Source organism: Verrucosispora sp. WMMD1129, from assembly GCF_029581255.1.
Lineage (GTDB): Bacteria > Actinomycetota > Actinomycetes > Mycobacteriales > Micromonosporaceae > Micromonospora > Micromonospora sediminimaris.
This window is the reverse complement of record NZ_CP120741.1, coordinates 1,722,103-1,745,300: the sequence shown is the minus strand read 5'-3', so window position 1 is coordinate 1,745,300 and position 23,198 is coordinate 1,722,103. Positions and strand designations below refer to the sequence as shown.

The window sequence follows — 23,198 nt, the reverse complement described above, 5'->3', positions numbered from 1 at the left end:
GCCGATCGAGCGTCAGCTCGGGGTGCCACCCTTCACACCGTTCACGAAGGAGCGCCACTGGCAGGCGTCGAACCGCAGCACCGGCCCGGCAACGTCCTTGCTGTCCCGCACCCCGACGACGTCGGCCAGGTTGTCGGCCACCTCGACGCACTCGCCCTCCCCGCTCCGGCTGCTCTTGCGCCACCGGGCGTTGGTCAAGTCATTCATCGAAGGTCTCCTTGATAACCGTCCCGATCAGATCTTCAGACTCGCGCACGCCCAGCGAAAGGTCCAGAAGGGTGGACCAGGCGTCAGCGTAAGCCGCCACTTCTGTCGGCTTGTCCAGGTAAAGGCTGCCGGTCAGCGATTCGCTGTAGACGGTCGACGGCTCTGCGGGCCGCGTGCCGACCGCCGGAAAGTCCAGCATGATGAACGACCCGGCAACGGATGCCGCGTGGGGGCCGCTGCCCAGCGGCAGCACCCGGACCGAGATGCTCGGTCGCTGTGCGGCGTTCACCAGGTGTGCGAATTGGCTGCGCCAGGCGTCCAGGTCGGTAATGGGGCGGCGGATCACGGCCTCGTCGATGATGGCTTCGAAGCTGGGAGCCTTTGGGCTGCGGCGAGCGAGCAGCTTCTGACGCTCCATGCGTAGTGCGACCTTCTGCGCAACCTCATCCTGGCTCCGGCCAGCCTTGGCGCTGAAGATGACCGCAGCGTATTCGGCGGTCTGGAGCAACCCAGGGATCAGCGTCGGCTCGTACTGACGCACGCGGCGGGCCGCCGCCTCCAGCCCGACGTACAACTCGAACCACGCCGGGATGGCCTCACCGTAGGCGTGCCACCAACCCCGACTCTTGCTTTCCCGGGCCAGACTGACCATGACCTCGGTCAGCTCGCCGGAGGTGCCGTAGTGCTGGCACATCAGCGTCACATCGTGGGTACGCAGAGAGGTCTGTCCGCTCTCCAAGCGATACATCTTGGCGCGCGACCATTCGAGGGCCTCGGCGGCAGCCTCCAGGTTGATGCCGGCTTCCTCTCTGGCCTGGCGCAACAACCTGCCCAGTTGCCGCCGTGGCACCGAAGACCCAACGTCGCTCATGTCACCCCGTCTCACATCGGTGCAGCCAGTGTCTCGTTTGGAACAGCATCGAGGCCCAGACGACACACCGTAAATATCTTTCCCCGAATCTCCGAATGAGACGCTGCAGATTGGCGAAGCGCGGGCCGATGGTGGCGGGCATCGGCAATATCGGTGCGTGTTCGCGGGAGGCTCGTGGTGGCTCGGTGGAAATGGTTTCAACGGCAGGACGAACCGATCGACGTGGTGCAACGGTCCGCGTACCACGAGCGAGCCGGTGCGTACCGTGCTGATCAACCCGGACGTAACGCCCCGACGGCGGGCCAGCCGCGGCAGCGGCCGTTGCTGCGGCTGGCCAGGCTGTGGCGGTCCCGCCACGCCGTGCGGCGATGCCACCGGCGGAGCTACCGGTGAGCGCGGAGCAGGGGATCGGGTCCGTCGAGGTGGCGGACCTGCCCGAGATCGAGGTCGACAGCAAGCCGGAACTGCTGGTGCTCGTGGCGGAGAACGACATTCCGATCGGCTGGGCGGTCGTCCTGCCCGAGGGAGACTTCTGGCTGATCCGGAAGTCCACCCGATCCTTGACCCACGGGTCGAGTCTGGCGACGCTGACGACCTTCTGGGCCACAATCCTCGGCTGCGACGTGGGGCGACCCCGGCTGGCCGGGCCTCCGCCCGCGGGTGTCAGAGACTGAGCTTCATGCCCTCGTGGCTGGCGACGAAGCCGAGACCGAGATAGAAGCGGTGCGCGTCGTGGCGGCTCTTGTCGGTGGTGAGCTGCACCAGGCCACAGCCGCGCCGCCGCGCCTGGGCGATCGCCCAGGTCATCATCTGCCGGCCCAGGCCCCGTCCGCGCTGGTCCGAGCGGACCCGGACCGATTCGATCAACTGTCGCTCGGTGCCGTGCCGGCCGAGCCCGGGGATGTAGGTGAGCTGCATGCAGCCGAGCAGCTCACCCCCCGCCTCGGCGACGACGAGCTGGTTACGCGGGTCGGCGGTGATCTCCGCGAACGCCTTCTCGTACGTGGCGTCGACCTCGCCGACGTCACGGGTACGCCCCAGCATGTCGTCGGCGAGCAGGTCGAGGATGGCCGGCAGGTCGGCCCGGACCGCCTCACGGAAGATCACCTCACTCATCCCGCGAGCGTCCCACAACGGCGCGCCCCGATGTGCGGCAGAGCACCGTCAACTGTCGCTGTACCGGCTGACGCGTTCGAGTACCGCCAAGGCTGCGCCGACGGAGGCGCATGCGGCCGGGATGGGTGGCAGATGTTCCGGCGGGCCGGCCTCGGTGAGCGGAGCCTCGAAGAAGCCGCCGCCGCCGTCGACCCGATCACCCACGACGATCTCCCCGACGTCAGGCACGCGTACGCCCACCCGGCCATTCGGAAGCAACGTGGTGCCCGGCGGCCAGACCACCACTGCGGCCCCTGCTTCGTCCCACAGGGTCAGGCAGCCGCCATCACCGACGGCCACTCGACCGTGCATCGCCGCGAGAAAGTCGTACGTCGCACCGGCGACCAGGGTCCGGTAACCGTCACCGTCCAGCACCCGGCCGCCCCCGACCGCCGGGGCAGGCGTCGGTTCCGGCGCCCGCCCCGGCGAGATACCAGGGGCCTTCTCGGTGCTGGTAGGTGTCCGAGGGCCACCGGTGCAGCCGGTCAGTGCCAGCAACAGCCCGGCAGCAACGACATCGATCCTTAGCACCGACCCATTAGATCCGTAATGTCCACGTCTATCCCTTAGCGACATGCCGGTCGGTGGCGTGGTCTCTGCGCCGATGGCCCCGGGTAGGTGGCAACCGTTCGGCTCAGGTCTTCAGTGGCAGTGGTGCTGGTCCGACTGGACGGGCGTGGCGCCGGGGCGGGTCCACTGGGCCACCGGGCGGCCGTCCTTGCGCCACCAGCTGTACGTTGGGTCGGCCTGCGGCCAGCCGTCGGGGGAGTCCTCCCAGGCTTCCTGTCGTCCGTACGCCGTCATGTCGAGCAGCTGGAGCGAGCCCATGATCGCCTCGACGCCGCGTCCGGTCGTCTCGTAGGTGAGGAACACCCGGTCACCCCGGCGCAGGTAGCAGGCGATGACGCCGCCGCCGGCGACGGCGGGATCCTCGATGCCGTACGTCGAGTACCACGGGTGGAGGTAGCCCATGAACTCGCGGAACGGTGCGATCTCCTCGTACGGTCCCTCCGCGAAGACCGCGAACCTGATGCCCCGTGCCTCCAGGTAGCTAGCCTCGTGGAAGTTCCAGATGCTGATGGTGCAGCCTTCGCACTGCTCCTCGAACGGCTTGCCGAGGTGCCACATGTGCTTGTAGACCACGAGCTGGTCACGCCCGTCGAAGAGGTCGAGCAACGAAACCGGGCCCTGCTCGCCGACCAGCTTGACCGGGTTGACCTCGGTCATCGGGAGGCGACGGCGAGCGGCGGCGATGGCATCACCCGCCCGGGTGTGCTCCTTCTCCCGTACGAGCAGTGCGTTTCGCTCCCGAAGCCAGGTGTCGCGGTCGACCACCGGAGGCGCTGGCGATGTGTCCATACTCTGCATGCCGCTACTATAAACATAGCGTCCACTCGTGTGAAAGAAGTTGATCAGGTTTGCCTGCCAAGTTGACCTACGCGCACCACGGCGACGCCTGCCGGGCTGCCAACGCCCTCGACCTGGTGGGTGACAGGTGGACGCTCATCGTCGTCCGCGAACTGCTCCTCGGTCCCAAACGCTTCGCCGACCTTCAGGACGCCGTTCGCGGTATCACCCCGGCCGTCCTCAGTGACCGGCTCAGATCCCTGCGACAGGCCGGCATCGTCGACCAGGTGACGCTTACCGACCTGGCGCGCACCCGCGCGTACGCCGTCACCGAGTGGGGCCGTGGCCTGGAGTCGGTCCTCGCGTCCCTGGGCCGCTGGTACTCCTCCGGACCGGACCCCCGCACCAGCGGTGGCATGACCCCCGACGCCATGGTCCTCGCCATGCGCACCATGGCACCCCCCGTCCCCGAGGGCCTGCCGCCGACCGCCCTGCGCCTCTACGACACCCGCCAACCCGACCCGCCCGTACGCGAATATCGGCTGGCCGCCCTTAACGGGCTGCTGGACGTCCGGCCCGGTGCCGCCGTCGACCCGGTGGCGACCGTGACCGCCGACTCGACGGCCTGGAGCGAGGTGCTCTTCGACGGCCTGCCGCTCACCGGCGCCGAGCGCGCCGGCACCGTACGCATCGAGGGCGACCGCGACATCGTCACCGACGTTGTGCGGCGCTACCTCGCTGTCGCAGTCTGATCGTGAGACGCTACGGCGACCTGCTCGTTGCAACACGTCGGATGGATGCGGGGACGGCACTTGAAGCCTCACGAATGATCTTCATGTGAACGTGCTTGACTATTCAAGCTGGACGGTTATGGCGGTCCTTATGCCGGCATTCAAAAGAGCATCACGTAGCGGTCGATTTTCCGTCGGATCCGGTGACTTGCTGCTTGATTTCTGTCGGAGGTTGGGCGGTAATTTGCCCCTACTCAGGTCCATTCTGAGGTCGAACATTTCGGCGTTTGTGGGCGCGAGTTTCGACAACGAGGGGAAGGGTGGCACCGTAGAGCTGCTCTCTTCGTATGTGGCTCGTGCCCTCCTTCGCGAGGTTTCTCGCGAGGGGTCTGACTTCCTCATTGGTGAGCAGCCTGCGGTGTTGCCCGGCTGGACGGCAGGGGCCGTGCAGGTCCTGGCCAATGCGCGATCGATGTCTGTGGAGCGGGGACTTCCGTGGGTCGGCGACCGTGAAGTGCTACTTGCGCTTCTCGCGAGCGAGGGGACGACGGCGAGTGCCCTCGTGACGCGTAGCGGCGTCGATCGGGGTGAGCTGTTGTCGGAGGTCGGCCGGCTGAAGCCATTCCAGGGTAAGCACCCGTGGGCACCTGCTGTCGATTCGCTGGAGCGGACAGGTTTCCTGCGGGTGAACGTGGTGAGCCGCTTGCTGATGTGGCCCATCACCGTGCTTTCGTGGAAGGTCGACGGGCCGCGTTCCGGCCTGCTGACGACGCTGGAGGATGAGGCAGTTCGGCAGGCCGTCCGTGAGGGGTCTGCCGATGTTCAGTTCGAGCACATCGTGCTCGCCGCAGCCTCGATCCTTCATCAGTTGGCGCTGAGTGAGATTCCTGAGCCGGAGGAGTTGCGCAGTTCCCGGCCCATACTTGACGGGTACGGCCTCTCCTACGCGGACCTGATACGCCGACTTGTCGCTCGTGCCGGCTCTGCGCTGTCTGCGTCCGCTGGGGAGTCGCTCACCATCCCGGCCCGCCCACCGGTCGCCTCACCCGAGGTTGAGACGGCCTTTGAACAATCGCGTGGCCGGGTCGCGCAAGGTGCCAGTTATCCCGAGGTCCTGGAGCAACTGTTCGCGATGCCGCAGGCGAAATCTGCGATCTCTACGCTCACTGCCGACCAACCCTGAGGCTCGATCAGTTCGGCTCGGCGCCTACGAAGTGTTCGAGCGGGCTGCTGCCAACCCGAGCGCTGCGGCGGCTGTACCGGCACGCCTCGTAGGAACACTGACCTGTCCAGCCCACATCGGGCGACCCGGAGTAGTTGATGTCGACCGTCATTGTGGTGCCGGAGAGCGTAGCGCCAGATGGGAGGCCACGATGTCTATCGTGATGGGAGGAGGCGTCTACTCGGTGCTGCGCCGCGCTGCGCGCGAGGCGGTGCGCCTGAAGAAGACGACAATCGGCGTCGACGATGTGCTCTTCGGCATGCTGGGGCGTTATCCGCTGCTGCGGTCGGTGATCCCGGTCCGGCCGCAGCAGCCGCCGCGGCGGCGTAGCGAGGCGTCGCGCGTCTCGACCGGTGATGTCGAGTTGTCGGGGGAGCTGACCCTTGAGGTCGTTCGGGCGATGCGGGAGGCGTATTGGCGGAGTTTTGGTTGGCCCGGCCCGGCGCGGGACCGGTTTGCCGAGGCACTCGGCTGGGAGGCACCTGCGGTGGCGGTGCTACGGCTCGCCGCTCATCTTGCGGTGCGGCGTCGGGCACCGTACGTGGGCAGCCCCCATGTACTCGAGGCGCTGTTGGAGGATCCGGGCCGGCACGCCCACGAGTACCTCGTGTCGGACCAGATCGTGCCCGGCCGGTTGGATGCCGTGGTCGCTCAGCTGTGGCCGCAGGGTGACCGGGAGCCGCCACGGCCGGGGCTCGCCGGGCCGTTACAGGAGATCGTGGTCATCGCCCGGGAGCCGGGCAGGAAGACCGGCCGGTTGAAGAGAGGCCTCGTGCTCTCGGTCGCTCGGCTGTTCGCGGAGACCACGCCGGCACTGAACTGGCTGGAGTTGGAGGCGGTCGCCGAGACGGTCCGTCTTGGGCACGACCGTACCTCACCGGCCCACCTGATGATGGGAGTTCTCGTGCTCGAGGAGGAGATGCAGGCCGGGGATCTGCGGCCCGCCTCGCCGTCCGATGTCGCGAACGAGATGCTGCTCGGCCGGTTCGGAATGACCCGGCAGGACGCCGCTCTGCGGGTGGCGAAGGCGAGCTACGGCACGGAACTCGCCGAATCACGCCCTAAGCGGTCCTGGCAGACCGAACGAAACAACCCGCCGTGGACGGCGGCGGCTGCCCGGATCGCCGAGGGGGCTCGGGAACTGGCCAACCTCGGCGCGCGGATGCCGGCGGGAAGCGCTCACCTGGTGTACGCCGCCGTTACCGACTCCGACGACACCGGCCGAGAACTCCTCGCTGATCTGGGCGTCGATCCCCGCGCCGTTTGCGACATGGCCGCCGCCCGCCTCGGACTGAACTGACCTCGACGACAACTGCGAGACGCCCCCGTCAGGGCCGGTGGCTAACTGGCCGGACAACGCACGCCGTCGGCCGGCACGGTCAGGTCGATCAGGTACGCGTTGACGGCCTGGGTGATGCAGGCCGTCTGCGGGTAGGCGGTGTGGCCCTCGCCCTCCCAGGTGAGCACCCGCCCCACGCCCAGCATCTCGGCCAACGCCGGGGTCTGCTCGTACGGCGTGGCGGGGTCGCCGGTGGTGCCGACGACAAGGATCGGTGGGGCGCCCTCGGCGCGGCCGGTCGGGTAGGGGTCGCTGCCGCCCGGCCATTCGGTGCAGGAGACCAGGCCGGCGGCCAGCGGTGCGCCGAAGAGCGGATACCGGCTGCGCCACTCGGACTGGAGCTGGCGGATCCGCTCCAGGTCGGGGCGTTGCTCCTCGTCGGCGCAGTTGATGGCCAGGTTGGCGTCGAAGAGGTTGCTGTAGCGGCCGTCGGAGTCGCGGTCGGTGTAGTTGTCGGCGAGCCGGAACACGTCCGTCGGGTTGCCCTGGTTCAGCCGGTCGATGGCCTGGGCGAGTTGCTGCCAGCCGGGTTCGGAGTACAGCGACGAGACGATGGCGTAGAAGATCCAGCCGGCGGTGGCCTCCCGCCCTTCGGCGGAGCGGACGGGGGAGACCTCTGCCTTGTCGATCGCCGAGGTGACCGCTGCGCGGGCGTCGGGGGCGATGGGGCAGCGGCCCGCGTTTGCCGCACACCAGCGGGTGAAGTTGTCGAAGGCGCGTTCGAAGCCTTTCGCCTGGCTCTCCGAGCCTTCGATCAGGTCTTGCCGGGGGTCGACCGCGCCGTCGAGCACCAGCGCCCGCACCCGCTGCGGGAACAGTTGGGCGTACGTGGCCCCCAGCAGGGTGCCGTAGGAGTAGCCGAGGTAGGTCAGCTTCTCGTCGCCGACAGCGGCCCGGATCGCGTCCATGTCGCGGGCTGCCTGCTCGGTGCCGTACAGCGGTAGCTGGTCGCCGTACTTGGCGCCGCACCCTTGACCGATCTGCTCGTTGAGCGCGACGAAGTCGTCGAACGACGCCTGGCTCTCCGGGTCGGGGTTGTAACCGAAGACGGCGTCGAGGTCGGCGTCCGGGATGCACTCGACCGGGCTGGACCGGGCCACTCCGCGCGGGTCGAAGCCGACGATGTCGAAGCGTTCGAGGATCGCGTCGGGCAGGCCGCCGTACTGTTCACCGAAGGTGAGGTAGACGGCGGTGTCGACGCCCGAGCCGCCGGGGCCGCCCGGGTTGACCAGCAGCGAGCCGATCCGGTCGCGCTGGTTCGTGGAGCGGGCCCGGAGCAGCGCGATCTCGAAGGTCTCGCCGGCACCGGGACCGGTCGTGGCGGCGCTGCCACCCGCCCAGTCGCGCGGCACCTGGATGCGGGTGCATTCGTACCTGATGTCCGGAGCGCGTCGCCCGACCACCTCGTCGGCCACCTCCGGGCAGGATCGCCAGGTCGGCGCGGCCCCCGGTGCCGCGGCCTCGCCGTCGACGTCGGTGCGCGGCGCGAACGCCGGCAGCGTGCAGCCGGCGGTGACCACCACGGCGGCGGTCAGGCCGGCCACGGTGAGCCGGAAACGGCGGGTCCGGTCGGGCGTACGGGTCACGAACGAGCCTCCGTGATCGTCGACGGCCAAGCTATGCGGGCCCGGCCGGCACCGCCGGGTCACCCCGCAGCACCTGGTCCACGTCGAACCGGACCGGCCGGTCGAGTTGATCGTATCGGCAGGAGAGCGGGTCGCGGTCGGGTCGCCAGCGAACGAAGCGCGCGGTGTGCCGGAACCGGTCACCCTCCATCGCGTCGTACGCCACCTCGACCACCAGTTGCGGGCGCAGCGGCTCCCATTCCAGGTTCTTCGTGCCGGTCCAGCGGCTAACCCCGCCGGGGATGCGTTGCCCGCGTTCGTGGTCGCCGTGCACCCACGGGTGCTCGGGCCCGGCGTCGCGGTAGGGGGCCAGCTCGTCCAGCAGCTCGGCGCGGCGGGCCATGGTGAACGAGGCGCTCACCCCGACGTGGTGCAGCACCCCGGCGTCGTCGTAGAGGCCGAGCAGCAGCGACCCGACCACCGGACCGGACTTGTGCCAGCGGAATCCGGCGACCACCGCGTCGGCGGTGCGGGCGTGCTTGACCTTGGACATGAGCCGCTTGCCCGGCTCGTACGGCAGGTCGGCGGGCTTGGCGATCAGCCCGTCCAGGCCGGCGCCCTCGAAGACGTCGAACCAGCGGCGCGCCACCTCGGCGTCGGTGGTGATCTGGGTGACGTGCACCGGGGGTCGCACCCCGGCCAGCGCCTGCTCCAGTCGGGCCCGGCGGGTCGGGTAGGGGGCGTCGAGCAGGCTCTCGTCGTCGAGCGCGAGCAGGTCGAAGGCGACGAAGTCGGCGGGGGTCGTCTCGGCGAGCAGCTTCACCCGGGAGGCCGCCGGGTGGATGCGCTGGGCCAGCAGCTCGAAGTCGAGCCGGGGCTTCCCGTCCGGGCCGTCGCGGCGGATCACGATCAGCTCGCCGTCGACCGCGCAGCGCGGCGGCAGTTGCCGGCGGGCCTGCTCGACCACTTCGGGAAAGTAGCGGGTCATCATCTTGCCGCCCCGGCTGGCCAGCTCCACCTCGTCGCCGTCCCGGAGGACGATGCAGCGGAAGCCGTCCCACTTGGGCTCGTAGGTCATCCCCGGGGTGGTGGGGATCGAATTGACGCTGCGGGCGAGCATCGGCTCCACCGGCGAATTGATCGGCAGGTCCACGGCGATCAGTCAATCAGACGGCACCGACAGTGGTGAGCCGGATCACGGTCGGCTGGTGGGCGGCCTGTCCGCATCTGACCCGTCACGTACTACCCGGGCGAATCGCAAAACCGCAGGTCAGAGCTACTTTCGCGAGGTGGCGGAGTGGGTGTGCGGGTGCTGCGGGCGGTGGCGGGTCAGCGTCGAGCTGATCCACGGCCGGTACGTGTACCGGTTGGTGCACACCTATCCCCGGCGCTTCGGCGGCGGCAAGAACGTGCTCGGCGAGGTGGGGTCGGTCGACGAGCTGGCCGAGCTGCTGCGTCGGCGTACCCCGGTCGACCTGGCCGACCTGCGCGAGGCCGCCTGAGGCCGGCGTTCAGTAGTGGGCGAAGGATCGGATCGGGGCGCGCGGGCCGAACTTCGGCGCCTGCACGGCGGCGGCCTCCAGCAGGCAGCAGACCCGGCCCCGGTGGCCCCGGAACGGCTCCAGCAGCTCCAGCATCCGGGCGTCGTCGCCGCGCGGTTCGCCGGCCAGGGCCCAGGCGACCGTGTTGGGTACGTGGTAGTCGCCGACGCTCACCGCGTCCGCGTCGCCGTACGCGACCCGGACCACCTCGGCGGCGGTCCACGGCCCGATGCCCGGGATCGACCGCAACAGCCGGGTGGCCTCGGTCGAGTCGGCGCATCGTTGCAGGCGGTCGGCCACCCGCGCGGCCCGGATCAGTGTCTCGGCGCGTCGCTGCTCCACGCCGAACGGATGGAAGACCCAGTACGGCGCGGCCGCGATCACCGCCGGGTCGGGTGGCAGCAGCAGCCGTACCGGACCCGGGGCCGGCTCGGCGAAGTGGCGCACGGTCGCCGCGTACCCCCGGTAGGCCTCCTTGCCGGTGACCTTCTGCTCCAACACGGCCCGCAGCACCCGGGGAAATATCAGCCCGCTGGCCGGCATCCGTAGCCCCGCCTGTTGGCTGGCCAGCCGCGCCACCACGGGGTGGCTCGCGGCCAGCTCGGCGAACCCGGTCAGGTCGTCGCGGAACCCGGCCACCGCGTCGGCATGCTCGCCCATCCAGCCGGCGCCCGGCCCGTGACCCTCGGCGATCAGATGGCCGCCCTCGGGCCGCAGGGCGAGGGTGCCCGGTCCGTCGGGCGTGCGCGCCGCCCACCAGAAGACGCCCGCGATCATCCGCGCGCACGGGTCGTACGGACTGAAGGTGAGCGAACGCACCGAGGCGGCGAAACGGTAGCCGGCTGGTGTTCGCAGGACCCGCTTCGTGGTTGGTGCCGTCCAGTTCACCGGCTCACTCTGCCACGCGAGCCGCCCGGGTCAACGAGGCGCACCCGCTGGTCCGCGTCAGGAACGCCGGTGGCCGGCCGCGCCATTGCTGGCTGCGGCCGGCCACCGACGTGCTGATGGATCAGTAGTCGTAGTCGGAGTCCGAATCGTTCGACTCGGTCTTCGACGGCGGGGCGACCGCCTTCGGGGTGCCCTTGGGCAGGCACTCCAGGTTCTTGCTGCCGTCCGGGTTGACCACGAACCAGGTGCCGCCGACGCCCTGGCCCTTCCAGGCGCCCGGCTTCTTGTCGCCGATGTAGGTGTAGAGCGGCCATCCGTCGAGGGTGATCTGGCGGGTGCCGTCCTCGCGGGTGATGGTGCCGACGGCGTCGTCGGAGACGCCCTTCAGCTCCGGGGCGCCGTCGGTAAGCGCGGGCGGCCACACCTCGGCGCACTGACCGTCGCAGTTGGACGACGGCGGGTCGTTGGTGTCGCGGTCGAAGCGGTACAGGATGAATCCGTCCTGGTTGACCACGGCGCTGCCCATCCGGGGGAACTTCTTGCCGGTCAGGCTGTCGGTCAGTTCGACACCGTCGGGCAGGGGAGCGTCGGTTTCGGCCTCCGCGCCCGGTGACGCCGAGGCGCCCGGCTCCGCGCTGGCCTCGGGGTCGGCGGTCACGCTGGGCTCGGCCGCGGCGACGGCGACCGGCTCGGCCGCGCCCGCGTCCGCCCCGTTGTAGCCTGCGGGAGCGCAGGCCGTAAGTGCGAACATGGCGCCCACGGCGATGACGGTTCGCTTCATCTGTGCCACGTGCCCTCCTCATACTTGGCAAGTTCACCGGGAGATACGGGACCAGCGCTGTCAAGGTTGAATCCGAAAGGGTGGGCAAGTTCACAAGCATCCATTGAACCGTCTGGGTTCTCTGTCCGTGTGAGTCCGTATCCCCAGGTCGCCGCGCCGCGCCCGACCGGGTGGGCCCGCAACGACGAAGGCCCGCCTCGATCGAGGCGGGCCTTTCGAACAGGTGGATCAGACCGCCGGGACGGTCACCAGAGTGTCCGTGGCACCCCGCGAGTCGATCTCCTGCACCTCGAAGTGCTTGATGTCGTCCAGCTTCGTCGACGTGGCCGCCGACAGGGCCAGCAAGTTCGGGTTGGCGTTCGTGCCGTAGCCACCGTCCGGCACCGACCAGGTGGAGACGACCTCGGTGGAGCCGTCGTCGCGTACCACCACCAGGCGGCAGGTGCGCGGCCCCGGCAGCTTGCTCAGGCTGAAGTCCATCTTGGTGCCGAAGTCCTTCGAGATCAGCCAGAACGTCGCGTCGACGCCGGTGGTCGGGTCGGTGACGTCGACCTGTTCACCCTCCTGCTCGTTGCCACCCACGCTCGGGCCGCTCGGATTTCCCGGGCGGTCGCTCGGTGGGCCCACCGGAGCCGTGGTCGGTCCGGCGAACGGCGGCGCCGTGCTGCTGTCGGTGAGATTGCTGAACACGACACCGGTCAGCCCACCGAAGACCACCACGGCCGCCGCGGTCGCGAGGACCTGCCGGAACCGGGCTCGCCGACGATGCGTACGCAGCGCCACGAGCGTCCGGTCCAGCAGGACCGGATCCGAGTGGGTCTGCTCCAGCGCCGTGATCGACTCCTCGTCGATGTCGGAGAGCAGCCCGACCACCGGCACCATCGTCTCCAGCTCGGCGGCACAGGCCCAGCAGGTCGCGAGGTGTTCCTCGAACCGCTCCATGTCCTGTTCGTCAAGCACGCCGAGCGCGTACGCGGCGACGTCCATGTGGTCAACCCGGCTCATTCCGTCACCCCCCTCTCCTGCAGAGCTGTGCGCAGCGCGCGCAGCGCGTAGTAGACCCGCGACTTCGCGGTGCCCAGTGGCAGACCGAGCTCCTCGGCCGCCTCCGGCACCGTCCGGCCCCGGAAGTACGTCGCCACCAGGATCTCCCGGTGCGACTGACTCAACGTTCGCAGCGCGTCCGCCACCGTCATCGACCGGAGCACCCGGTCGGTGCTGTCGGCCTCGGCGAACGCGGTCAGGTCCCGGTCGTACGTCTCGGCCGGGCGGGCCTGCTCGCTGCGGTGCTCGTCGATGGCGATCCGTCGCGCCACCGTCACCAGCCACGGCCGTAGCGACCCCTGTCCCTGCGTGCCCAGCCGATGCGCGTTGCGCCAGGCCCGCAGCAGGGTCTCCTGGACGATGTCCTCGGCCCGCTGCCGGTCACCGCCGGTCAACCGCATCACGAACATCAGCAGCGGCCCGGCGTGTTCCGCGTAGAGCGTGCGGACCAGCTGGTCGGAATGGGCGGCTTCGGTGGTGGAAGCCTGGTGGCGGCCAGGGGTGGGTCGCGGCGTCACCGGGCTATTCTGGCGAGCCGCCGCACGAGAGTCGACCCCACGGGTGGACGTGGTCGGCCGCGACTGGGACCGGGCGGACATCCAGTCCACCCGCACCCGGTCGCCCTGCCAACCGACCGCCAGTGCGTGCATGCAGACCTCCGACGTCCATGGACAGAAAGCCGTCCCCCCACGGGCATGGCTGCTGACTGGTACGGGAGGCAGCACCGAACGGATCAACGTTCGACGGAAAAAATCCCCGGCGGAGGTGGCGTCGAGTCGACGGCGTCGGCGTCGTGCACCACCGTGGCGCCCCCGGTGAAGCGATCGAGTTCCGCCTCGACCAGCACCCGGCCGGGAAACCAGTCACCGGCGGCCCGGCGCGTCAGCGCGGCCACCGGCGGGTCCTGACGGCCGGCGAGCAGCACCAGATTGCCGTAGCGCCGCCCCCGCAGCACGGCGGCGTCGGCGACCAGACACGCCCGGGGCAGCACCGCCCGTACGGTGGCCACCTGCCCCCGGGCGTGGCGCAGCGGCGGCCCGTCGGCGACGTTTGCCAGATACCAGCCCGCCGGGTGCAGCACCCGGGCCGCCTCGGCCGCGTACTCCACCGAGGTCAGCCGGGCCGGTGTCCGGGCACCCGCGAAGACGTCGGCGACCACCACGTCGTAACTGGCCTCCCGACACGAGGCGAGTACCGCCCGCGCGTCACCCACGCGTACCTTCAGGCGCGGATCGGCCCGCCACGGCAACGCCCGCCGCACCAGGTCGACGAGCGCCCCGTCCACCTCGACCACCCGCTGCGTCGAGCCCGGGCGGGTGGCCGCGACGTACCGGGGCAGGGTCAGCGCACCGCCGCCCAGATGCAGCACCCGCAGCGGAGCACCCGCCGGTGCCACCAGGTCGATCGCGGCGGCCAGTCGACGGACGTACTCGAACTCCAGGTGCGTGGGATCGGTAAGGTCCACATGAGACTGCGGCGCGCCGTCGAGCAGCAGCGTCCACGAGCCGGACCGGTCCCGGTCCGGCACCAGCTCGGCGAGCCCCGTGTCGACCGGCTCGGTGATCCGGTCGGCGGCGCGACGCCGACCCATCAGCGGCCGGTCCGGGTGGCGGCTCGGGCGGCGACGGTCAGCGCGCGGTGCAGCAGGCGCGCGTCGCCCAGCCGGGAGCGCAGCAGCCGCTCCAATCCGGCGATCGGGACCAGGTTCTGCGGGGCCCGGGGATCCTTGTACGGGCTGGACGCGAACCGGGGCAGGGTGACCGCCGACAGGTCGGCCAACCGCACCGCCTCGGCGGTCTCCAGGTCGGCGGAGCATTCCAGCCGGACAATTCCCGCCCACGGCGCGCCCGCTGCCACCGGCAGCCGCAGATACCACGACCAGCCGCCCCAGGCGGTGCCGAGCCGGAACACCGGCGAGCGGTGGCCCGGTGGCAGACCGGTGACCACGGCGGTGAGCCGGGCGTCGAGATACTGGCTGTGCTGGGTCTTGATGTAGCCGAGGGTGCGCGGCAGCTGCCGCCGGTTACGCAACGGCCCGTCCACCACCAGCAGGTCGTCGTCGGTCCGCGCGGCGGCCGAGACCTGCACCTCAAGCGCAGTCAACGGCCCCTGCACCGCCGCCGGCAGCTTGGCCAGCTCACCGCTGCCGCTGACCCGGTGCACCGGGTAGCGGACGTTGCCGGCCACCACGTCGGTCGCCGACGGGCTGGCGGTGAACAGGCCACGCTCCACCGTGGCGCCGGCCAGTTGCGCGGCACCGCGATCCAGGTCGCACCGCACCACCCCGGCCGCGTACGAGGCGGCCAGCCCGGGAAACGAACCGCCGTCCTCCTCGGCCGTCCAGATGCTGGCGTCGATCCGGCGTACCCCGTCGACCAGCAGCACCACGTCCGGTACCCGGACCTCCGGACGGGGGCCGATCGCCCGCCAGTCCACCACCGGCAGCTCGTGCTCCGCCTCGACCTGGGCGCTGCTCGGCGCGGCCGGACCGGCCGGCGCGGCCTCGAACGACGCCCCGTAGCCCGGATCCCAGGCATCGACGAAGAAGCGGTTCACGTCCACATCACCGGCCGGTCCGTTCCACCCGGGCCGAGCGGGCGTCCTTGTGCACCTCGAAGCGGACCGGGATGCGCTCGGCCAGCGCCGGCACATGGGTGACCACGCCGACCATCCGGTCGCCCCGGGCGGCGAGGTTCTCCAAGGTGGCGGCGACCGTGTCGAGGGTGGCCGCGTCGAGGGTGCCGAAACCCTCATCCAACACGATCGACTCCAGGCTGGCCGCGGTGGTGGACATCCCGGCCAGCTGCTCGGACAACGCCAGCGCCAGCGCCAGCGACGCCTGGAACGTCTCACCGCCGGAGAGTGTCCGCACCCCGCGACGCAGCCCTGCGTCGTGGTGGTCGACCACGAAGAACTCGCCTTTGTCGTGGACCAGGTCGTACTGACCGCCGGAGAGTTCCCGCAGGATGCCCGACGCACCGTCGACAAGCAGATCCAGCGCCTCGGCCAGCAACCACCGCTCGAAGTTGTTCGCCCGCAGGTGCCCCGCCAACGCCCGAGCCACCTGCGCCTCGCGTTCGTGCCCGGCCCGCTGCTCCCGCAGCGCCCCCGCCTGCTCGCGCCGCTCGGTCAGCCGGCGCAGCTCGGCCTCGGCCCGCTCCACCGCGACGGTGGCGGCACGCACCGGGTCGTCCGGGGCGGGCAGCCCGGCGTCGGCGAAGATGCCGGCGATGCGGTCCGCCGCCGCGCCGGCCGCCGTCTCCGCCTCGACCACGGCCGTGGCCAGCCCGTCCCGCTCCGACCGGCGGTGCTGCGCCTGGTCCCGCGCCCACTCGGCCAACGTCGCCCAGGCACCGGCGACATCGTCGCGGTCGGTGGCCGGCGGCCCGAACCGGGCCACCGCGTCGCGGGCGCCGTCGAAGCTGCGCCACGCCGTCCGCAGCCGATCCTGCGCCGCCTCCACCGCCGCCCGAGCCTGCCGGGCGGCGTCCCGGCCGGCACGGACCGCCGTGGTCGCCTCGTCCAGCCCCTGCCGCAGCCGGGCCAGCTCCGTCAACCGCGCCCGCAGCGCCTCGGCGGTCGCCGCCCCGGCCAGCCGTTCATCCAGCTCGGCGAGTCGGGCCCGCAGCCCGTCATGTTCGGTACGGGCGCGCAGCAGCACCCGCTCCAGGTCACGCGCGGCAGCGTCCCGCTCGGCGACGACCTTCCTGGCCGCCTCGCTCGCCGCCCGGGCCGCCTTGCCGGCCGCCACCGCCCGCGCCACCGCCGAGCCGGTCGGAATCGCCGGCACCCGGGCCACGGTCTGCTCGCAGACCGGGCAGGCGTCCCCGTCGGTCAGGTGGGCCCGCAACGCCGTCGCCTGATCGGCGGTCTTCGCCTCCTCGTGCGCCTGGAACGCCGCCGCCAGTTCCGCCTCGGCACGCTCCGCCGCCGCCTGCGCCCCGGTGAGTGCCCGCACCGCCGCGTCGTGCTCGCCGTCGGCCGCCTCCAGCCCGGCCCGCACCTGCTCCGCCTGAGCGGACAGCTGCTCCCGGTCGGCGTACGCCCGCAGCAGCATCCGCAGGGCGCTCTCGTCGCCGGCGGCGGTCAACTCGCCGCGCAGCTTCTCCTCGCGCTCCTCGGCCAGCGACACCGCGGTCGCCGCCGCGTCGGATTCGGCCCGGGCGGCGGTTACCGCCCGGGCCACCTCGGCCACCCCGTCCGGCGCTCGAACCTCGTCCAACGCGGCAAGTTCGGCGTCGAGCGTGGCCAGCGCCGCGTTGGCCTCCCGCACCGTCGTGCGGGCCGCTTCCAGTTCCGGTACGGCGGCGGTCACCGAACCGGCCAGCTTCCGCATCCGGTCGACCTGACCGGTGGCCAGTTCCAGCGCGTCGTCGTCGACGTCGGCCAGCCCGGCGAGCAGCTGATCGACCGCCTCCAGCTTCGCCTCCGCCTGCCCGGCCCGGGTGGTGGCCCGCTGCTGCACCTGCTCGTACACGCCGAGACCGAGCAGGTTGACCAGGATCTGCTGCCGGGTGGCCGGGCGGGCGTGCAGGAAGTCGGCGAACTGGCCCTGCGGCAGTACCACGCAGCTGGTGAACTGCTCGTACGGCAGACCGACCGCCGCCAGCACGGCGGCGTCCATCTCCGCCGGGGTGCCGGCGACCACCTCACCGAGGTCCTCCGGACTGAGCCCGGTGTCCAGCTTGGTGACGTCGAACCCGTCCGGCATCAGCTGCAAGCCGGCACCGGCGGTCTTGACGTTGCCCCGGCTGTCCCGACGCACCACCCGGGTGGCGACGTAGCGGGCACCGCCGGACTCGAAGACCAGTCGGACCCGCGCCTCGGTGGCCGACGGTGCGAGCGCGTTGCCCAGCCCGCGGGTGCCACCCCACCGGGGCACCGTGCCGTACAGGGCGAAGCAGATCGCGTCGAGCACCGTCGACTTGCCCGAACCGGTCGGCCCGACCAGGGCGAAGAAGTCCGCGTCGGTGAAGTCGATTGTGGTGTCGTCGCGGAAGACGGTGAAACCGGCCAGGTCCAGCCGCATCGGCCGCATCAGTGATCGACCTCCTCGAGCAGCTCGTCGAAGAGTTCCCGGACGCCCTCGTCGGCATGCCCCCGGCTGTCCAGGTAGTCGGCGAACAACTGCCGGGGCGACCGACCGGACCGTTGAGCCACCCGGGTGCCGGTGCCGGGCGCCGGCACCAGCTCCGGGTCGATCCGGATCTCCAGGGCCCGGGGAAGCAACTGCTGCACCTCCTCGCGCAGGCCGGCGCGGGGCTGCTCGCGCACGTACACCCGCAGCCAACCCTCCGGCGCAGTGATCTCGGCGAGTTGGGCGAGGGTGCCGCGTACGGTGCGCAACGCGGTGGCCGCGGTCACCGGTTCCTCCCGGATCCGCGCCGCCGTGGTCGCGGTGACCTCGACCAGGGTCACCGCCGGGACGTTCTCCTGCTCGCCGAAGTCGACCGCGAGCGGGGCACCGCTGTAGCGGATCGGACACGGCCCCTGCACCCGCTGGGCGCGGTGCAGGTGCCCGAGCGCCACGTAGTGCGCGGTGCCGGGAAAGACCGAGGCGGGCACCGCGTAACCCATGATGGTGTGCGCGTCCCGCTCGCCGCCGCCGGTGGCCGCGCCGACCACCGTGAGGTGGGCGGTGACCAGGTGCACCCGGTCCGGCTCGTCGAAACCCTCGGTCAGCCGGGCCAGGATGCGGCCCAGATGGTCGGCGTACGTCTGGGTGGTCTCGGCGGCGGTCAGCTCGTACATCTCCACCGCGCGGACCGCGTACCGCTGGGACAGGAACGGCAGGGCGGCCAGCCGCCAGCGTTCCCCGTCGGCGGTGGTGCCGTCGATGACGTGTTCGGCCGGATCCTCCCGTACGCCGCCGCGCAGGGTGATGCCGGCGGCCTCGGCCCACGGGCGCAGCGCGTCCAGGGCCGGACCGTTGTCGTGGTTGCCGCCGATCGCCACCACGTCCGCGCCGGTGCGGCGCAGCGCGGTCAACGCCCGGGTGACCAGGCGGGTCGCCTCCGGGGTCGGTGCCGCCGTGTCGTAGAGGTCACCGGCGATGACGACCAGGTCGGGCCGCTCCCGGCGGGCGATCTCGACGACCCCGGCCAGCACCTGCTTGTGCTCCTCGGCCCGCGACTGCCCCTTGAGGACCTTGCCCACGTGCCAGTCGGAGGTGTGCAGGATCTTCACTGGACTTGCCTCTCAGAACGGGATGTCGTCGTCGGCGCCGCCGCCGGAGCCGACGACCGCGAACGGATCGGCGGACTGGGTGATCGACCGCAGGGTCTGTGACGGCGCGGCCCCCGCCTCGGAGACCCGGGTCGCCCAGGCGGGGAACGGGAACTCCAGACAGAGCGGCACCGGGATGTCCGGCTGGTTGACGAACATCGTGCCCGGCTTGGCCAGCAGCGCGCGTTGCCGCTGGGCGGGCGGGAGGAAACCGTACTCCGGGCGGGACGCCTCGGCCGGATCGAGCCGGCCCACCACCCGAATGGCCGAGTTGGTGACGATGCGTCGTTCCACCTCACTTGCGGTCTGCTGCGCGCCGATCAGGATCACCCCGAGCGAACGGCCCCGCTCGGCGATGTCGAGCAGCACCTCCTTGATCGGGGAGGAACCCTCCCGCGGGGCGTACTTGTTCAGCTCGTCGAGCACCACGAACAGCAGCGGCTTGGCGGTGCCGGCCTTCTCCTTGCGCTCGAACTCGCTCTTGAGCGTCACACCGACCACGAAACGTTGCGCCCGGTCCGGCAGGTTGTGCAGGTCCACGACGGTGACCTGGGCACTCTCGGCGGTGTTGATGCTGTGCGGGCGGCGGGTGGCCAGGTCGCCCCGGATCAGCCGGGACAGGTCCTTCTTGCTGCCGATCAACCGGCGGGCGAACGCGTTCACAGTGCCCAGCCCCACCGCGCTGCCTGCCCAGTCGCCGCGGGTCTCGTCGTCGCTGAGCTGCTCGACGACGTGGTCGACCAGATCGCCGTAGCTGCCCAGCCGGACACCGTCGATGCTGACGCCGCCGTCGGCGGGCTGGGCGTACCGGGCCAGGTGGGCGGCGACGGAGTGGACCACCATCGTGTACTGCTGGCGTTCGTCGTCGGCGTCGGCGAAGACGTACGGCAGCAGGCGGTCGGCGCAGAACTCGGTGAGCGTCCAGTAGAAGCTGTCCACGCCGGTGAGCCGACTGCTCACGTCCGGCGTGCCGGACGAGTCACCGACCCGGGGCGGCGCGTAGACCCGTACGTCGGGGAAGGCGTCCGCGGCCAGGCCGAGCCGCGCGTACGCGGCCCGGGTCGGGTCGTCGAGCCGGGCATTCGGATGGTCGAGGAAGAGCAGGTCCTCGCCCTTCACGTTGAAGATCAGCGCCTTGGCGTTTACCGCGTCGCCGCCGAGCTGCCCGGAGCGGAACACCGAGTAGAGCAAAAAGGTGGCGAAGCTGGTCTTGGTGGCCACCCCGGAGATGCCGGAGATCGACACGTGCGCGCCCCGGCTGCCGTCGAGGAAGTCGGCGTTCAGGTAGACCGGGACGCCGTCCCGGCCGGTGCCCATCGGGATGCGCCGCTCCATCCGGTCGAAGTGCAGCGCCCGGGCGCGGGCATCGCCCTCGGCCCGGTGCACCACGGCGCCCGGCTGCGGCGGCACGTAGAACTCGGGGTCGACCCGGGTGGTGGTGATCTCGGCGGCCTCCTGCACCATCGCCGGCAGTGTGCCGTCGGCGATGGCGAAGACGTCGGAATCGAACTGCGCGCCCTCGTGCCGCGCCCGGACCTGGGTGACCACCCCGGCGATGGTCACCGGCTCCCGGTCGGGCAGCTCCCGCCGGGTGACCACCACGTCGTCGAGCTGGAGATAGCTGCCCGGGGCGACCGCCGTCCAGAACTGCAGGGGAGTGGCGTCGGCGGTGCCCAGCACCCGGCCCACCCCCTCGCCCGGGCCGTCGAACCCCTGGTCGGTCATCGGGCAACTCCGCTCGGTTGGTCGTCGCGGTCGGCACACACGCCCTGCATCCTGCCGGAGGAGTACGACAGGCCGCCACGCGACGCGGCGCAGGCCACGTAACGACATCACGCCGAACGCGCACGGCGATCGGAACCTGACGGCGGGTGTCCGGGCTTCGTGAGACAAGGCGCCAAGCCGGCGGCCCGTCATGCCGCGAGTCCGCGGCGCCGCCGCGCCGTCAGGGCGTCGGTGGCGGGTTGGTACCGGTGGCGGGCCGTAACCAACCGGCCAGGTCCCGCACGGCCGTCTCGTACGCCTCGTCGGTGTGGTACGGCCAGTGCCGGTTGACCGGGGGCGGGACGGTGTCGTCGGGTGGCACGGTGATGCCGCGTGGGTCGCGCAGCCGGCGGTCGACCGTGCCGGCCGGCCCGGTGACGTGTGGCTGTTGCCCCGGGCGGTGGGCCGAGAAGATGGGCCCGCCGACCGAGTCGGTGTCCCGCCACAGGTTCACCCACCGCCACCCGATCCGGTCGCCGAGTTCCGTCAGGATCGGGTCGCCGAAGAAGGCCGGGCACAGGCGCGCGTACACCCGGTGCAGCGGGCTGCCGTGGGTCAGCAGCGCCACCCGGGGCAGCGCCCGGGACGGCAACTGGAGCAGGGTCGCGGCGGCCAGCACCGAGCCGTGGCTGTGCCCGGAGAGGATCACGCCACCGTGGTCGGTCAGCGCGGCGACCCGCTTGGCCAGTTCCGGCACCGCCCGCTCCGCGTAGCAGGGTGGCGCGAACGGGTGCACCGTGCGTGGCCAGAAGGTGCCGAGGTCCCAGATCGCCGCCACCGTGCGCCGGGTCTCCTCGGAGCGGTAGGAGAACAGCCCGAGCACCACGATGCCGAGCCCGACCAGGCCGATGACGTAGATCCCCGCATCGGTCACGAGTGCCAGGTCGGTGGCGACCGCGCCATCGGTACCAGCCAGTTGCTGGCTGAGTTCCGCAGGCCCGATGCCGACCAGGTCCAGGGCGACGACGGCGACGCCGAGCACCGACAGCACCAGGAAGACGGTGAGCACCGGCCCCAGATGCTCGGCGATCGCGGACCGGGCGACGATCTCCCGTACGTCGGCGCGTCGAGGCAACGCCTCCGGCGGCGGATCGGGGAAGTCCTGCCGGACGATCTCCTCGGCCATCCGGCGTCGCTGCCGCCGGGTAGCCGCGATCCGCCAGAGCGCCGTCGCAGCCACGACCAGCACCGTCAGCAGGCCGGCCAGGGCGGCCCAGCGGTAGGAGACCGGTGGTTCCAGCGGTGGCGCGCCGGACCGGTCCAACCGGGCCGGATTCGGAATGTCGCCTCGGTCGAGCAGGTCGGCGACCCGGTAGACGAGCGCGGCGGCGAATCCGTACGAGACGGCGACCGCCATGGCGGCGAAGACGGGGGGGCGAGCCCACCCAGCCACGACGAGCTGGCCGCCGGGCTGCGCCGGCGCTGGTGCAGCGTCGCCGCGACGAGCGCGCCGAGCAGGACGGCCTGGACTGCCACCAGACCAGCCACCGCTCCCTCATGTCCGGGCAACTGTCCGTGCGGCGGCGCCGGCTCCACCGCCACCGCGCTGTAGGTGAGCGTCAGCACGGTGAGGGCGAGAGCACCGATCCGCAGCGGTCGGATGCCGCGCAGGTCCACCGGTCCCCGACCCTGGCCGGCCGGCACGGTGCGCGCCGGCCGGAGAAGCAGGACCACACAGGTGGCCAGCAGCATCAGGGTCACACCGAAGAGCAGGCGGACGGCGGGCGTGGGATGCAGGTGGACCAGCACGGCGAGCAGGCTCGCGTCGAGCACGCCCAGCCCGACCGCGACGTGGATGGCACGCAATCGGTGCACCACGAGCGCGTCGTTCCAGAAGCCCGGGCTGTCGATGCGGTCCTCTCCGCCGCTGGTGCGATCCTGCCCCCGGGCCGCCGGAAACGCCTCGAACACCCGGGCCGACCGTTCGCCGAGCCACCAGAGCAGCCGCAGGGCGCCGATCGGCACCAGGGCGAGCAGTGCCAGGCGGGGCCCGAGCGGCAGCTGGGCCAGCCAGGAGAGGTATCCGCGTCCGCGCAGGCAGGGCTGATAGGGAACACACTGCCAGCCGACGAGGTCGACGGTCACGCCCACCACGGAGAGCGTGAACGCGGCGGTCAGGGTGGCGGCGAGCAGCCGGCACAGCGGACCGATCAAACCACCGGCCCCACCGGTCGCCGGCCGCGTCCACACCGCGAGGTTGACAAGCATGAACGGCAGCAGGAACAGCAGCGACGCGGTACGCACGGCGCCGCCGGCCGTCAGCGCCCCCCAGCGGTACGCCTCGACCCGCAGCGCCTGCGGCCGGTCGCTGACGCCGAAGCCGGGCCGGGGGCGGTAGAAGCCGGCGTTGTCGTCGCCGGCGACCCTGGTCACGACCGGATGGTCCAGCAGTGTTTCGGCGGCGGCTCCGGAGACCCCGTGGACCCGTAGCTCGACCACCTCGTACGCCACGTCTCCGCCCTCCGGCAGCCGCCGATACCGGTTCACGGTAGTGAGCTGACCTGCGCTTTCGCGGTCT

General features: G+C 71.3%; 22 protein-coding genes. 5 read left to right on the top strand and 17 right to left on the bottom strand.

Features of this window, described 5'->3' with window-relative positions:
* Window positions 1–12 precede the first annotated feature (12 nt).
* Together O7624_RS07865 and O7624_RS07860 are read right to left on the bottom strand one after the other, a co-directional pair.
* On the bottom strand, window positions 13–207 hold the full coding sequence (locus O7624_RS07865) for a DUF397 domain-containing protein (protein ID WP_282239518.1): 195 nt from the start codon (window positions 205–207) through the stop codon (window positions 13–15).
* Window positions 200–1,078: a helix-turn-helix transcriptional regulator gene (locus O7624_RS07860; protein ID WP_282239517.1), complete on the bottom strand. Its 879-nt coding sequence runs from the start codon at window positions 1,076–1,078 to the stop codon at window positions 200–202. Before O7624_RS07860 ends, O7624_RS07865 begins: the two co-directional genes overlap by 8 nt.
* A 389-nt stretch (window positions 1,079–1,467) precedes the next feature.
* Here O7624_RS07860 and O7624_RS07855 point away from each other — a divergent pair, with 389 nt between their 5' ends.
* Window positions 1,468–1,752, top strand: coding sequence for a hypothetical protein (locus O7624_RS07855; RefSeq protein WP_282239516.1), 285 nt, complete (start codon window positions 1,468–1,470; stop codon window positions 1,750–1,752).
* Here O7624_RS07855 and O7624_RS07850 read toward each other — a convergent pair.
* The 3 genes from O7624_RS07850 to O7624_RS07840 all read right to left on the bottom strand — a co-directional run bounded on the left by O7624_RS07850 (window position 1,742) and on the right by O7624_RS07840 (window position 3,601).
* Window positions 1,742–2,194, bottom strand: coding sequence for a GNAT family N-acetyltransferase (locus O7624_RS07850; protein WP_282239515.1), 453 nt, complete (start codon window positions 2,192–2,194; stop codon window positions 1,742–1,744). The genes O7624_RS07855 and O7624_RS07850 overlap by 11 nt on opposite strands.
* 48 nt (window positions 2,195–2,242) lie before the next feature.
* Entirely contained in the window at window positions 2,243–2,608 is a 366-nt protein-coding gene (locus O7624_RS07845; protein ID WP_282239514.1) for a hypothetical protein, read from the bottom strand.
* Between the two features lie 267 nt (window positions 2,609–2,875).
* Window positions 2,876–3,601, bottom strand: coding sequence for a DUF899 family protein (locus O7624_RS07840; protein ID WP_282239513.1), 726 nt, complete (start codon window positions 3,599–3,601; stop codon window positions 2,876–2,878).
* A 62-nt stretch (window positions 3,602–3,663) separates the two neighbouring features.
* Between O7624_RS07840 and O7624_RS07835 the strand changes: the two genes are divergently transcribed.
* From O7624_RS07835 to O7624_RS07825, 3 genes are all read left to right on the top strand, one after another.
* A complete protein-coding gene (locus O7624_RS07835) occupies window positions 3,664–4,332 on the top strand; it encodes a helix-turn-helix domain-containing protein (RefSeq protein WP_282239512.1) in 669 nt (222 codons plus the stop codon).
* An 85-nt stretch (window positions 4,333–4,417) separates the two neighbouring features.
* Complete coding sequence (locus O7624_RS07830) at window positions 4,418–5,494, top strand: hypothetical protein (protein WP_282239511.1); 1,077 nt, start codon at window positions 4,418–4,420, stop codon at window positions 5,492–5,494.
* A 190-nt stretch (window positions 5,495–5,684) separates the two neighbouring features.
* Complete coding sequence (locus O7624_RS07825) at window positions 5,685–6,833, top strand: Clp protease N-terminal domain-containing protein (protein WP_282239510.1); 1,149 nt, start codon at window positions 5,685–5,687, stop codon at window positions 6,831–6,833.
* Between the two features lie 41 nt (window positions 6,834–6,874).
* Here the strand turns inward: O7624_RS07825 and O7624_RS07820 are convergent, their stop codons facing one another.
* Entirely contained in the window at window positions 6,875–8,416 is a 1,542-nt protein-coding gene (locus O7624_RS07820) for an alpha/beta hydrolase (protein ID WP_282240572.1), read from the bottom strand.
* Between the two features lie 73 nt (window positions 8,417–8,489).
* On the bottom strand, window positions 8,490–9,590 hold the full coding sequence (locus O7624_RS07815; RefSeq protein WP_282239509.1) for an ATP-dependent DNA ligase: 1,101 nt from the start codon (window positions 9,588–9,590) through the stop codon (window positions 8,490–8,492).
* A gap of 136 nt (window positions 9,591–9,726) precedes the next feature.
* On the opposite strand from O7624_RS07815, the gene O7624_RS07810 reads away from it, so the two are divergent.
* Entirely contained in the window at window positions 9,727–9,939 is a 213-nt protein-coding gene (locus O7624_RS07810) for a hypothetical protein (protein ID WP_093402858.1), read from the top strand.
* Between the two features lie 9 nt (window positions 9,940–9,948).
* Here the strand turns inward: O7624_RS07810 and O7624_RS07805 are convergent, their stop codons facing one another.
* The 10 genes from O7624_RS07805 to O7624_RS07760 all read right to left on the bottom strand — a co-directional run bounded on the left by O7624_RS07805 (window position 9,949) and on the right by O7624_RS07760 (window position 23,167).
* Window positions 9,949–10,866 (bottom strand): DNA-3-methyladenine glycosylase 2 family protein, encoded by a 918-nt coding sequence (locus O7624_RS07805; protein ID WP_282239508.1) that lies wholly within the window; start codon window positions 10,864–10,866, stop codon window positions 9,949–9,951.
* Window positions 10,867–10,987: 121 nt separating this feature from the next.
* The gene (locus O7624_RS07800) at window positions 10,988–11,647 is read right to left on the bottom strand and encodes a hypothetical protein (protein ID WP_282240571.1); all 660 of its coding nucleotides are present in this window, start codon (window positions 11,645–11,647) and stop codon (window positions 10,988–10,990) included.
* 228 nt (window positions 11,648–11,875) lie between these two features.
* Entirely contained in the window at window positions 11,876–12,652 is a 777-nt protein-coding gene (locus O7624_RS07795) for a zf-HC2 domain-containing protein (RefSeq protein ID WP_282239507.1), read from the bottom strand.
* The gene (locus O7624_RS07790; protein ID WP_093402862.1) at window positions 12,649–13,341 is read right to left on the bottom strand and encodes a sigma-70 family RNA polymerase sigma factor; all 693 of its coding nucleotides are present in this window, start codon (window positions 13,339–13,341) and stop codon (window positions 12,649–12,651) included. The genes O7624_RS07795 and O7624_RS07790 overlap by 4 nt, the downstream gene beginning before the upstream one ends.
* Window positions 13,342–13,424: 83 nt before the next feature.
* The gene (locus tag O7624_RS07785) at window positions 13,425–14,282 is read right to left on the bottom strand and encodes a fused MFS/spermidine synthase (RefSeq protein ID WP_282239506.1); all 858 of its coding nucleotides are present in this window, start codon (window positions 14,280–14,282) and stop codon (window positions 13,425–13,427) included.
* Window positions 14,282–15,247 (bottom strand): hypothetical protein, encoded by a 966-nt coding sequence (locus tag O7624_RS07780; protein WP_282239505.1) that lies wholly within the window; start codon window positions 15,245–15,247, stop codon window positions 14,282–14,284. The genes O7624_RS07785 and O7624_RS07780 overlap by 1 nt, the downstream gene beginning before the upstream one ends.
* A 7-nt stretch (window positions 15,248–15,254) precedes the next feature.
* Window positions 15,255–17,729, bottom strand: a complete 2,475-nt coding sequence (locus O7624_RS07775) for an SMC family ATPase (protein WP_282239504.1) — start codon at window positions 17,727–17,729, stop codon at window positions 15,255–15,257.
* The gene (locus O7624_RS07770) at window positions 17,729–18,877 is read right to left on the bottom strand and encodes an exonuclease SbcCD subunit D (RefSeq protein WP_282239503.1); all 1,149 of its coding nucleotides are present in this window, start codon (window positions 18,875–18,877) and stop codon (window positions 17,729–17,731) included. The genes O7624_RS07775 and O7624_RS07770 overlap by 1 nt, the downstream gene beginning before the upstream one ends.
* A gap of 12 nt (window positions 18,878–18,889) precedes the next feature.
* Window positions 18,890–20,641, bottom strand: coding sequence for an ATP-binding protein (locus O7624_RS07765; protein ID WP_210939668.1), 1,752 nt, complete (start codon window positions 20,639–20,641; stop codon window positions 18,890–18,892).
* Window positions 20,642–21,871: 1,230 nt separating this feature from the next.
* Window positions 21,872–23,167 (bottom strand): hypothetical protein, encoded by a 1,296-nt coding sequence (locus tag O7624_RS07760; RefSeq protein WP_282239502.1) that lies wholly within the window; start codon window positions 23,165–23,167, stop codon window positions 21,872–21,874.
* Window positions 23,168–23,198 lie beyond the last annotated feature (31 nt).

Coding starts and splice junctions, on each gene's coding strand:
- O7624_RS07865 (WP_282239518.1), bottom strand. CDS start 207: ATGAATGACTTGACCAACGCCCGGTGGCGCAAGAGCAGCCGGAGCGGG.
- O7624_RS07860 (WP_282239517.1), bottom strand. CDS start 1,078: ATGAGCGACGTTGGGTCTTCGGTGCCACGGCGGCAACTGGGCAGGTTG.
- O7624_RS07850 (WP_282239515.1), bottom strand. CDS start 2,194: ATGAGTGAGGTGATCTTCCGTGAGGCGGTCCGGGCCGACCTGCCGGCC.
- O7624_RS07840 (WP_282239513.1), bottom strand. CDS start 3,601: ATGCAGAGTATGGACACATCGCCAGCGCCTCCGGTGGTCGACCGCGAC.
- O7624_RS07825 (WP_282239510.1), top strand. CDS start 5,685: ATGTCTATCGTGATGGGAGGAGGCGTCTACTCGGTGCTGCGCCGCGCT.
- O7624_RS07800 (WP_282240571.1), bottom strand. CDS start 11,647: ATGAAGCGAACCGTCATCGCCGTGGGCGCCATGTTCGCACTTACGGCC.
- O7624_RS07795 (WP_282239507.1), bottom strand. CDS start 12,652: ATGAGCCGGGTTGACCACATGGACGTCGCCGCGTACGCGCTCGGCGTG.
- O7624_RS07790 (WP_093402862.1), bottom strand. CDS start 13,341: ATGCACGCACTGGCGGTCGGTTGGCAGGGCGACCGGGTGCGGGTGGAC.
- O7624_RS07785 (WP_282239506.1), bottom strand. CDS start 14,282: ATGGGTCGGCGTCGCGCCGCCGACCGGATCACCGAGCCGGTCGACACG.
- O7624_RS07775 (WP_282239504.1), bottom strand. CDS start 17,729: ATGCGGCCGATGCGGCTGGACCTGGCCGGTTTCACCGTCTTCCGCGAC.
- O7624_RS07765 (WP_210939668.1), bottom strand. CDS start 20,641: ATGACCGACCAGGGGTTCGACGGCCCGGGCGAGGGGGTGGGCCGGGTG.